At 69.3% G+C, this 11,493-nt stretch carries 8 protein-coding genes; 7 read left to right on the top strand and 1 reads right to left on the bottom strand.

Translation table 11 applies throughout. The annotated features are described in order from the left end of the window. The first annotated feature begins 40 nt into the window (after positions 1 to 40). The 3 genes from ACH4PU_RS11725 (at position 41) to ACH4PU_RS11715 (ending at position 3,448) form a co-directional block, all read left to right on the top strand. A complete protein-coding gene (locus tag ACH4PU_RS11725; RefSeq protein WP_398269662.1) occupies positions 41 to 1,144 on the top strand; it encodes an RICIN domain-containing protein in 1,104 nt (367 codons plus the stop codon). A 125-nt stretch (positions 1,145 to 1,269) separates the two neighbouring features. Beyond that, positions 1,270 to 2,556 carry an IS256 family transposase gene (locus ACH4PU_RS11720; RefSeq protein WP_398269659.1) on the top strand — a complete coding sequence of 429 codons (1,287 nt, stop codon included), beginning with the start codon at positions 1,270 to 1,272 and terminating at the stop codon, positions 2,554 to 2,556. Between the two features lie 77 nt (positions 2,557 to 2,633). Then, positions 2,634 to 3,448, top strand: a protein-coding gene (locus ACH4PU_RS11715) for an IS5 family transposase (RefSeq protein WP_398269912.1) whose coding sequence is annotated in 2 segments (ribosomal slippage) — positions 2,634 to 2,976 and positions 2,976 to 3,448 — 816 coding nt in all. Because the reading frame shifts where the segments join, the coding sequence is not laid out codon by codon here. Between the two features lie 1,752 nt (positions 3,449 to 5,200). Here ACH4PU_RS11715 and ACH4PU_RS11710 read toward each other — a convergent pair. Then, positions 5,201 to 6,478: a PucR family transcriptional regulator gene (locus ACH4PU_RS11710; protein WP_398269656.1), complete on the bottom strand. Its 1,278-nt coding sequence runs from the start codon at positions 6,476 to 6,478 to the stop codon at positions 5,201 to 5,203. Between the two features lie 698 nt (positions 6,479 to 7,176). Here ACH4PU_RS11710 and ACH4PU_RS11705 point away from each other — a divergent pair. The 4 genes from ACH4PU_RS11705 (at position 7,177) to ACH4PU_RS11690 (ending at position 11,279) form a co-directional block, all read left to right on the top strand. Next, entirely contained in the window at positions 7,177 to 8,709 is a 1,533-nt protein-coding gene (locus tag ACH4PU_RS11705) for a flavin-containing monooxygenase (protein ID WP_398269653.1), read from the top strand. Continuing rightward, positions 8,702 to 9,658, top strand: a complete 957-nt coding sequence (locus ACH4PU_RS11700) for an alpha/beta fold hydrolase (RefSeq protein WP_398269650.1) — start codon at positions 8,702 to 8,704, stop codon at positions 9,656 to 9,658. Before ACH4PU_RS11705 ends, ACH4PU_RS11700 begins: the two co-directional genes overlap by 8 nt. Positions 9,659 to 9,886: 228 nt before the next feature. After that, on the top strand, positions 9,887 to 10,198 hold the full coding sequence (locus tag ACH4PU_RS11695) for an FAD-dependent oxidoreductase (RefSeq protein ID WP_398269647.1): 312 nt from the start codon (positions 9,887 to 9,889) through the stop codon (positions 10,196 to 10,198). A gap of 214 nt (positions 10,199 to 10,412) precedes the next feature. Then, entirely contained in the window at positions 10,413 to 11,279 is an 867-nt protein-coding gene (locus tag ACH4PU_RS11690; RefSeq protein ID WP_398269644.1) for a phytanoyl-CoA dioxygenase family protein, read from the top strand. Positions 11,280 to 11,493 lie beyond the last annotated feature (214 nt).

Here is an 11,493-nt window from a genome sequence, read left to right as displayed (position 1 = left end):
GCCGTTTCCTTCGGGATGCCAGCAGAAAGGGATTGAATCCGTGGCAAAAAACCCGGTGAGGCGCAGAAGATCCTTGCGGGCAAGGATAATTGCCATCATCGCGGCGGTAGTCGCGGCGATGGGGGCCATCTCGGCCCCGGCCACCGCTGCACCCCAGGTGAGCGCCAAGCCGTTCGGGCTGATCAAGGTGACGTTCACCAACGTGAGCAACGGCAAACTGCTCGACGTCCAGGACGCATCCCCCGACAACAGCGCGCCCATCTCCGTCAACCCAGCCCCCGGCTTCGCCACTTCGTGGCGTATCAACACCGGTACGAGCCTTGGCTCAGGATTCGCCATCGTCAACGCGACTACCGGAAAGTGCGTCGACGCGGACCGCCCGTATTACCAGCTGCGGCAACAACCCTGCGATGGGCGCGCGACCGAGCAATGGTACTTCCAACCGGTCGCCGGATCGACGCAGAAGGCATTCATGATCCGCCACACCGGCGACAATGTCTGCCTCACTCCAGAAGTCCCGCCGTACGACGACAACTGGGCGTTCACCAACACCTGCGACAACAGCCAGCTGCAGCAGTGGACCCTGCCCGCTGACGCCTACTCGACCGCATGGAACACCGCCATCGACTACGCCGCCGCCCGGTGCGCCAAGGACACTTCCACCTGCTCATGGACCACGACCAACCAGACACCGCCCTTCACCCTGCCCGAGGCGTGCGTTTCCCCGGTGTGGTTCAACGACAGCTCCACCTCGATACCGTGGGAGTTCACACTGACCACCACTACGGGCTGGACCAACACCATCGGCTTCAAACTGTCGGGAAGCCTGAGCGGCGGCGGCACCGAACTCCTTCCCATCAAGCTCGAAGTCACCGGTGATATTCATGGCGACACCACGCTGGACCTCAAGCAGGAGCTCGGCAACAAACTGACCGTGAGCGTGCCCCCTCGCCAGTACGGGTGGGTCACATTGTCCGAACTGGCGACGAAGGCCACCGGCACGTGGACGTTTGACACACAGGGCTTCCCATGGACCGCCGACGACACCATCACCGTGCCCCTCAAGCACGACCCCAACGGCGGCGCGAGCATCTACAGCGCGCGGACCAGGCCGGTGTTCACCAACTGCGCCGGAACCGCATAGCAGCGCCTGACCCGCCTGCAACTGGTCTCCTTAACAACGCCTAACACAATGAGGTGTGTTGGTGCTGGTGGCCGTGTCGGGTCTGTACGGTCAACGGTGGATCTTCGAACAGGAAGTGACACCTGATGACAGACGTGACCGTCTCGGCTGAGGCCGTGGAGGAAGTACAGCCCGCCGGGGCACCGGATGCTCTGGACGACCAGCTGATCAGCCAGCTGGTGGACCGGGCCAAGGCCGACGGGATCAGGCTCACCGGCCAGGGCGGGTTGCTGCAGCAGCTGACGAAGAAGATCCTCGAGTCCGCCCTGGAGGGCGAGATCACCGACCATCTCGGGCACGAGAAGCACGAGAAGACGACCTCGGGCAATACCCGCAACGGAACCCGTTCCAAGACTGTGGTGACCGAGGTCGGCCCGGTCGTCCTCGACGTGCCACGGGACCGTGAGGGCAGCTTCGAGCCGCAGATCGTCAAGAAGCGGCAGCGCCGGCTGACCGGCGTCGACGAGATGGTGCTCTCACTGTCCGCCAAGGGGCTCACCCACGGGGAGATATCCGCCCACCTCGCGGAGGTCTACGGCGCCGAGGTGTCGAAGACCACCATCTCCACGATCACCGACAAGGTGATCGACGGCATGCACGAATGGCAGAACCGGCCGCTCGACTCGGTCTTTCCGGTTCTGTTCATCGACTGCGTGCACGTGAAGCTGCGTGACGGCCAGGTCGCGAACCGTCCGATATACGTCGTGCTCGCTGTCACCGTCGAGGGCACCCGCGAGATCCTCGGGCTGTGGGCCGGCGACGGCGGCGAGGGCGCCAAATACTGGCTCCAGGTGCTGACCGAGATCAAGAACAGGGGCGTTGACGACGTCTGCATGGTCGTCTGCGACGGCCTGAAGGGCCTCCCGGACGCGATCGGGACGGTCTGGCCGCAGGCGATCACACAGACGTGCGTCGTTCACCTGCTGCGGGCATCGTTCCGTTACGCGGCCCGGCAGGACTGGGACAAGATTTCCAAGGCCCTCAAGCCGGTTTACACCGCGCCGACGCAGGACGTCGCCGAGGAACGGTTCCTGGAGTTCTGCGAGACGTGGGGCAAGAAGTATCCCGCGATCGTGAGGCTGTGGGAGAACGCCTGGGCCGAGTTCGTGCCGTTCCTCCAGTTCGACACCGAGATACGGCGGGTCGTCTGCACGACGAACGCCATCGAGTCGGTCAACGCCCGCATCCGCAAAGCCGTCCGGGCCCGCGGTCATTTCCCGAACGAGCAAGCGGCCATCAAGTGTGTCTACATGGCCGTCATGAGCCTCGACCCTACCGGGCAGGGACGCAAACGCTGGACCCAGCGATGGAAGGCCGCCCTCAACGCCTTCGACATCACCTTCGACGGCCGGCTCTCCGCCGCCCGACGCTGAACCTCAACAACCCCAGAGCCACCGTTTACTGGACAGACCCGCCGTGTCCGGCGGGTGGGTTGAGCGTTGTCCGGCTCGTGGGGGGGGCTTCGCCGTGGGTTGTGTCGGATGAGCTGTGGGAGCGGGTCGAGCCGCTGCTGCCGAGGAAGGAACGTCAGTTCCGGTACCCGGGCCGCAGGCCGTTGCCGGACCGGGAGGTGCTGTGCGGGATCCTGTACGTGCTGCACACGGGCCTCCAGTGGGAGCATCTTCCCCAGGAGCTGGGGTTCGGCTCGGGGATGACGTGCTGGCGTCGGCTGCGGGACTGGAACGAGGCCGGCCTCTGGCAGCGCCTGCACGAGGTGCTGCTGGCGGAGCTGAACGCCGCCGCCCGGCTCGACCGGTCCCGTTGTGTCGTGGACTCCAGCCACGTCAGGGCGCTAAAAGGGGGATCGCGACGGGCCCGTCGCCGGTCGACCGGGCCCGGCCCGGCTCCAAGCACCACCTGGTCACCGACGGGCACGGCACCCCGCTCGCTGTGATCCTGACCGGCGGCAATCGCAATGATGGCACCCAGCTGCTGCCCCTGCTCGATGCCATCCCGCCTGTCAGAGGCCGGCGTGGCCGTCCTCGTCGCAGGCCGGAGGCTGTCTTCGCCGACCGCGGCTACGACCACGACTGCTACCGCGTAGAGGTCCGGGCCCGAGGAATCCTGCCCGTCATCGCGCGCCGCGGCACACCACACGGCAGCGGACTGGGCGTCCACCGCTGGGTGGTAGAGCGCACCTTCGCCTGGCTCCATGGCTTCAGACGCCTGCGCATCCGCTGGGAACGACGCGCCGACATCCACGAAGCCTTCCTCAAACTCGCCTGCTGCCTCATCACCCTCAGACAAATCAACTCATTGTGTTAGCTCCTGTAAGACAGGTCACCCAGGCCGGCGCTCCTTGGAGCGACAAGCGGATACGCGCATGTACGCGCGTGTGCGTACCCGCGACAGGCCGGGCGGGGGGGGGCAGCCGGGGCTGGGGCCCCGGTTCCCCGCGCCCGGCTCATAGACCAACCGCACCGCCTCCCGGAAAGCGCCACCACCTGGTGCTCGTCACCGCCGAAGGTCACCCAGCCGTCCGGCCACAGCATCCCCGAGCCCCCGCCCCTGGTCACCGGCTCACCCGCCGCCGCGGCCCCTCCATCAGCGGCTACGGCTCGGTGAACACCTGCCCCAGCCGCGGATCCACCGGCCCGAGCCGGTGCCGGAGATGGCGGTATTCCGCCAGCCACCGCACACTGCGCACCAGCACCGCTTCCGGGGGCGCCCAGCAGCCGGCACTTCCATCCCACCTGACCGCAGGCCGTCCCCGTCGCGTCGAACTTCGCCCAGTCCCGCGGACCCCGGCGCTCGGCCGGGCGGCAGTCGACGACCGCGGCCGTCCCGTCCCCGGCGGGCCAAGGAGTCCGGCGCGTGAGACCGGCCGGCCGTTCGCCGCCGACCAGAACAACCAGAAGGGCTGTGACGAGATCCCCACCACCGCCGGATGGAAATCCAGCAGCATCACCTGGTCATGCTCCAGCCAGGACTTACCCGACGTGGCCGCCCGTCGTCGCGAACCACCACGGACCTGGCAGGTTGCGCTGCCGCCGGTACGACGCGAAGGTCCGTACGGGGAGGGCGTACTTGAACGGCACCGCCTACGCGTCCGCCAGCGGGCGCCGTGACTCCGCCCCGTCCGGGGCGACGTACGCGACCTCGAACCCGTCCGTCGGCGGCCCGGCCCAACCACCCGGCAGGACATCTAACGCATGCACCACGTCCGGCTAACCCCGCCCCTCACTGCAAGGTAACTCTTCCGCCGCAAGATCCCCCGCAAAGTGAAGCTTCAATCTGCAGACTTCGACGTCACTGGACAACGAGCGCAGCTCCACCGACTGACGACTGACATCTCATCCGCCTTCGCGAGTTGGTTGCCCGCCGCTGACAGGCGACAGCAGCCCGAGGAAGCCGGACTGACAGACCAAGATCCGGACCATTCCCGGACCAGCACCGCCCGAGAAGCCGTCCGCACTAACGTTTGCCCAGGTCAGCCTGGTGCCACTGCTGTACCACCAGCAGACGAAGAAGCTCCTGGTGAACTACTCCCCCAAGAAACTCGGCTTCTTCTAGGGGCGTGGCGTCCGGTGCTGGGCGCGACGTTCCCGCCCGGGCGGGTAGGCCGCGGAGGCTCCCGGCAGGGTAGTCCGCGGAGGGCTGTCGGCGGGCCGTCGGCGCGGCTTGTTGCGGAATGACGGGGTGGCCGGACCGGGCCGCCCGCCTGCGCACGGAGACCAGGGGAGCCGCGAGCAGCCCGTCGTCGCTCGTCTCGATGAACCGGCGGTGTACTTCTGCTCCGGGCCCGTCATGAGGTGCCGGTACACGGGCGGATCGCCGAGGCGAAGCCGAAGCAGTACGGTCCGCGAGCGCTGCCGCGTTCGCGGGCCACCTGCCGCCAACCGGCCTGAGACCGTCGCGTCGGCGCGGGGTCGGGCGCATCGCGGTGCGTCGTCGTGCGGGAGGATCGGCTGTCGGCCCGCCGCGGTGAGCGTGAGGTGCTGCGGCAAGGGTCTGGGCACTGGCAGCGGCGCGGCAGCCGTACTCAACCGGATGGCGGGCAATCCATGGGTACGCTCGTCACCCGGCGAATCCCGGGCACCGCGACCCCGTGGTGTGAGTTCGGCTCTGAGGGGACGCCACGATGTCCGGTGCGAGGTCCAGGAGCAGGAGCGCCGCCGCCACATGGGCCGGGTTGTCCTCCACCTTGACGGCCGAGAACTCGTTGGCGCGTGAGACCCGCCGTTCCACCGTGTTGCGGTGCGCGTAGAGGTTGGTGGCCGCCCGGGTGGTGTTGAAGCCGCACTGAACGTAGGTGAGGAGTGCCTGCCGTAGGGCCGGGTCGGCTTCGGCCAACGGTCCGAGGGTGTTGATGACGAACCGACGTGCACCGGCGCGGTCCTTGGTGAGCGCGTCGATCAGCTCGACGTCGGCGTAGGCGGTGTGTCGCCGGTCGCACCCCAGCCGGATGATTAACGCCTGTGCCGCGAGGGCGTCCTGGTGGCTGGACCGGAACCCTTCGAGTCCGCGCCCAGGTCGTCCCACCGCTACACGGACCCCGTCGGTCGTCGCGAGGGCCTTCTCCACGTGGTGGAGGTCCGGGGCGGCCTCTCCCGAGAGCCAGACCCACCGCGACGTTGCGGTGGCGCGCGCCACCAGGACACTCCGGTCTCCGGCAGCGGAGCGCACGGCAGAGATCGCCTCTTCCAGGACACCGGCCTGCTGAGGGTCGGCGATCCACAACACGAGGCCCACGTGCCACCGCGCCATCTTGTAGCGCAGGCGCCCCTCGACGAAGTCCTCCGCCATCGGTGCCCCGCCGGCGATCAGCTGGATCAGTGCGATTCCCTCGGCGTCCGTGGTGCCCATCGCCGCGGCGAGGCCGGCTTGGCGCAGGGCCGCGACCGAGTCGAGGGCGTACTGTGCCAAGGACTGCCCTGTCACGTCCAGGACCTCTACGAGAAGGCCGGGCTCCGCGCAGTGCGCCACGCACTCCTCCAGCCAGCGCCGCCAGCCGATCCCCAGTGCCACCCGCCAGGCGACGGCGAAGTCGGGCGCGATGCCCCGGGATACGAGATCGTTGATGTACGCCGTTGTCCTCGGACCTACGTAGGGCGCCACCCGCCGCCCTGGTTGCTGAACGTTCGCGGTCAGCCATTGGACGAGGTCGGAGCGGTTGAGCTCGCGGTCCTCCCCCACCAGCGACGCGTCCGCGAGGAGGGCGGGGTCGTTCTGGGCCACGAGAGAGGGCCTCGCGAAGGCGTCGACCAGGGCGTCCGTTTCCGTCAGCAGGCGCTGGCACAGTGACCTGATCGCATCAGCGACCTCGCGGGAGGGCGGGAGCCACAGCTCTTCCATGTCCTCAGCGTCCCCTTGATCCCGTGAAGCAGACGCTCCGGGCGTGCCGTGTCACGGGCACGGGCACGGGCACGGGCACGGACCGAGGATTCCGCGCCTCGGCCTCGGTCGGCCCCAGCGGGCTCGGACTCCGCCAAGGCACCGGCCGGCGGGGCCCCATGGCCACCACCACGGCGTCTTCGCACACGCCCGCGGTGGTGCGAACCCGGGCTTCCCCCGTCCGCGGATCGGCGAGGCCGGCATCCGCCACCTCGACGGGCGTGGCCGGGTCTGTGAGAACAACCGCGCGCATGGATCCTCAAGAGTTCAGGAGGTGTTTAGTGGTACTAAACGCCGCAGAACTATCACGCCGTTGGTGGCGTCGCAAGGGGCCCGGCGCCGTCGCCTCGTGGACGGCCGGTCGGCTCGCCGATCGTTGAGACGCTCTCGGTGGTGCCGGCGAGGAGCGGGATGCCGGCACACAGCAGTCGCCGCCAAGGCGTCCCGCTCCTCGGAAAGTCTCGGAAAGCTTCGGAAAGCCAGGGTGCGGTCTCGGCCGGGACCGCGCCCGGCTGCCGACCACCCTGTGAAGGCGGCGGCATGACCGGCCTGTGCATCGTGCACCAGGCCCGGGCGAAGCAGGTGCCCGCTGTCGTTCCCGCCGGCGGTCGTGGCCGGAGACAGTGAGGCTTCCGCCATGGGACAGCGAGGAAACCGCCATGACAGCCGAAGTGTTGGGCGCCGTTGAGGAGTTCGACGTGGTGATCATCGGAGCAGGGATCTCCGGGATCGGCGCGGCCGCCTATTTCAGCCGGGGGCTCCCCGACAGGTCGCTCGTCGTGCTGGAAGCGCGCGACGACATCGGGGGCACGTGGGACCTGTTCCGCTATCCCGGAATCCGCTCGGACTCCGACCTCCACACGTTCGGGTACGAGTTCAAGCCGTGGCGTCACGAAGCCGCGATCGCCGACGCTCCCCTCATCAAGGAGTACCTCCGGGAAGCGGTCGAGGAGAACGGCCTGGAGCGCGTCCTCAGACTCCGCCACCGGGTCGTCGGCGCGGAATGGGCCTCGGCGGACTCCCGGTGGACCCTCACCGTCCGGACGTCGGACCCCGACACGGGAGAGACCCGGACCAAGACGATCCGCGCCGGATGGGTCTTCGCCGCCACCGGCTACTACCGGTACGACGAGGGATATTCCCCGGAGTTCCCGGGGTGGGACGACTTCGAGGGCCGGATCGTCCATCCGCAGCACTGGCCCGAGGGTCTCGACTACCGGGGCAAGAAGGTCGTCGTCATCGGCAGCGGCGCGACCGCGGTCACGCTGGTGCCGGCCCTGGCCACCGGGGCGGACGCCGCCCGGCACGTGACGATGCTGCAGCGCACACCCACGTACGTCATGGCGTTCCCCCGAGTCGACAGGGTCGCCCTGGCGCTCACGAAGCTGCTTGGAGAAGAGCGCGGGTACGCCGTGACGCGGTTCAAGAACATCTGGGCCGACCGAGCCGTCGTCAAGGGTCTGCGGGCCTTCCCCGGAGCCGGACGAGCCCTGATCCGGCGCGGGAACATCAAGCGCCTTCCCAAGGGATTCGACGTCGACAAGCACTTCAACCCGCCGTACGACCCGTGGGACCAGCGGCTGTGCCTGGCACCGGACGGCGACTTCTTCGACGCGATCACGGCGGGAAGGGCCTCCGTCGTCACCGACGCCGTGGTGCGGTTCAGCAGGCGCGGAATCGTCCTGGCGTCGGGCGAGGAGCTGGAAGCCGACGTCATCGTCACCGCGACGGGGCTGAACCTCCGGCTCTTCGACGGGATGCCCCTCGTGGTCGACGGGCGCCGGGTCGACATCGCGGACGCGCTCTGTTACCGCGGAACGCTGCTGAGCGGGATCCCGAACTGGGCGATGGCGATCGGTTACACCACCTCGTCCTGGACGCTCAAGGTGGGACCGGTGTGCCGATACTTCATCGATCTGGTCCGGCACATGGACGCCCGCGGATACGACACGGTGGTTCCGATCGCACCGTCGGGCACGAAGCGCAGGCCCGTCATGGACCTTCAGGCCGGGTACGCCAAGCGCGGCGAGAAGCTCCTGCCCAAGCAGGGCCTCGAGAAGCCCTGGCGGATGGCGATGTCCTACCCCGAGGACGCCAGGGCTCTGCGCGGTCCGGTGGCCGACGAGCACCTCGTGTTCGGCGCCGCCCGGTCGTCCGCTCAGCGGACCGGGAGGTGGGCCGCCCATGCCTGAGACGAGCTGCGCCGAGAGCACCGATCAGTACGCCGAAAGCACCGACCGGTACGCGCCCCTGCCGTCCGGGATGACGATCTGTTTCCGGGACTTCGGAGACAGGGCCGGCCCCGCCGTCCTGCTCATCGCGGGACTGGGCGAGGACCTCACCTTCTGGACCGGCTCGTTCGTCGGCTCACTCGTCGACCGCGGCTTCCGGGTCGTCGCCATCGACAACCGCGACGCCGGCCGGTCGACGTTCGTCGCCGCTCCCCCTCCCGGACTCTGGCGCCGGATCGCCGCGCGTCCGCGCGACGATGCGTACGCGCTGGCCGACATGGCCCAGGACGCCGTCGGCGTACTCGACCATCTCGGGATCTCGCGGGTCCACCTGGTCGGACGGTCGATGGGCGGAATGATCGCGCAGACGATCGCTGCCGCGGCACCCGAGCGGACCCTGTCCTTGACCTCCCTCTACTCCACCACCGGGGCACGCGGGGTCGGTCAGCCGGCTCTGTCGACGCTGAGGCTCCTCGCCGCCCCGCCGGCGCGGACCAGAACCGCGGCCGTCCGCGCTCATCTGCGGCTCACCGGGCACATCGCGGGGGTGGGACATCCCATCGATGACGCGGCCGAGGCGGCCGTCGCGGCTCGTGGCTGGGATCGCAGCGCCGGTGATCCGGCGGCCGGCACGGCGCGCCAGGTCCAGGCGATCCAACGCTCCGGAGACCGAACGGCCCAGCTGAGCCGGATCACGGCCCCGGCGCTGGTCATCAACGGCGACCGGGACCCCCTGGTGCATCCGAGCGGCGGCGCCGCGACCGCCCGGGCGATCCGCTCGGCCCGGCACGTGGTCATCCCCGGCATGGGCCATCACCTCCCCGAGGCCCTCGTCGGTCCCATCACGACGTACATCTCGCAACACGCGAACCGCGTGGGTGAAGGAGGACGTCATGTCCGGATCCCGTGAGACCCACTCCAGGAACACCACGGTCGACGTCGTGGTCGTCGGTACCGGCTTCGCCGGTCCGGGCGCTGCCGGGCGACCGGTGGGCGCCGGGCGGTCCGTCCTGGCCGTGGAAGGCCGCGACCGGGTCGGCGGCGGATCGCTCTCCGGCGAGGTGGCAGGCGTGCCGGTCGGCCTCGGAGCGACGTGGGTGGCACGGCGCCACACTGCCACCGGGACCTCGCGAGCCGAGTGGGCTGTACGACGACCGACCGGTTCGGCCAGGACCGCAAGGTGGTGTGGACGGGAGGCCGGCGCCGCTACGGTCCGCGGGCCCGGACCCCCATCGACTCCGTGGACCACTGCCGGGGAGCGGAACCTTTTGCCCCTGGCGGCCCCCATCCTGCCGTCACCGCCTACGCGACCGTGAGCTACGGCAAGGCGCTGACCGAGCCCCACGGGCGCGTCCACTGGGCCGGCTCCGAAACCGCCGGCGAATGGGCCGGCACCTTGAACGGCGCGGTTCTGACGGGCCGGCGGGCCGCCGAGCGCGTCATCGCGTGAACGACCGAGTCGGGAGCCGTCTCGGCCGAGACAGCGCGCGGCTGCCGACAGCCGCACGAGGTCGGCGGCGCGACCGGCCTGTCCACCATGCACCGGCCCGGGCGAAGCAGGCGCCGCTGTCGTTCCCGCCGGCGATCGTGGCCGGAGACAGCGAAGCGACCGCCACGATCGGGCGTACGGCCAACCGCATTTCACCTTGAGGGAGAGAATTCACATGACAACACGGGAGCAGCATCCGACCCTGCCGTCGGTGGCGGCCGACGCGTCGACGGACGAGATCGTCAAGCCCCTGACCCGCGATGGAGGCGTCATCGTCAGGAACTTCCTGACGAGGGAGCAGATGAACCGCTTCAACACCGAGATCGAGCCGCCGCTGCGGACGCTTCGCCCGGGCTCGACCCACGAGGACGGCATGGTGGCCGCCTTCCACGGCAGCAACACCAAGCGACTCACGAACCTGGTCACGCACAGCGCCACGTTCCGCAACGAGATCCTCGAGCACCGCCTGGTCCACGAGATCTGCGACCGGATCTTCCTCCCGGAGTCGGGTACGTACTGGATGACCACCGCCCAGGTGATCGAGATCGGCCCCCAGAGCCGGGCGCAGATGCTGCACCGGGACCTGGAGAACTGGTTCCCCTTCATCGGCATGGGGCCCAGCGGTCCGGAAGTCACCCTCAACTTCTTGATCGCCCTGACCGACTTCACGGAGGCGAACGGCGCCACCCGCGTCATCCCGGGGAGCAACCGCTGGAGCGACTTCGAGGACCGCGGGACTCCCGAGCAGACGGTTCCCGCCCTCATGAACGCCGGGGACGCCCTGCTGTTCAGCGGCAAGACCGCACACGGTGGTGGGGCGAACCACACCCGCGACGAGTACCGGCGGGCCGTGGCCTTCGCCCTCAACCCGGGGTACCTCACCGGCGAGGAGGCATACCCCTTCCTGGTCGACATGGAGGTCGCCAGGACGCTCTCGCCCCGCGTCCAGCGCATGCTCGGATTCCGCTCCCAGTACCCGACGGGCTCCCCTGGCCTCTGGCAGGTCGACTACGCCGAGCTGGGCGACCATCTCGGTCTCTGAGAGCCCGGCCGGCGGGGAGCGGCCGCAGCCGTCCGGAGTGGGGTTCCGCTGTCGTCCGCGGATCACCCGCGGCACACGGGGATGTGCGCGCCGACCCCGCGCCGGATGACAGGAAGCCAAGTCGTGGCGGTCGAGGCGGTTGACGCGCCGTTCGGCCGGCGACCGGGCCGAGAGCGCTCGGGCCGGCCGCCGAGGAGCAGCCCCCGCCGGACCT

This window comes from Streptomyces sp. NPDC021100 (assembly GCF_044333095.1).
Lineage (GTDB): Bacteria > Actinomycetota > Actinomycetes > Streptomycetales > Streptomycetaceae > Streptomyces.
This window is presented reverse-complemented; position numbering and strand designations above follow the sequence as displayed.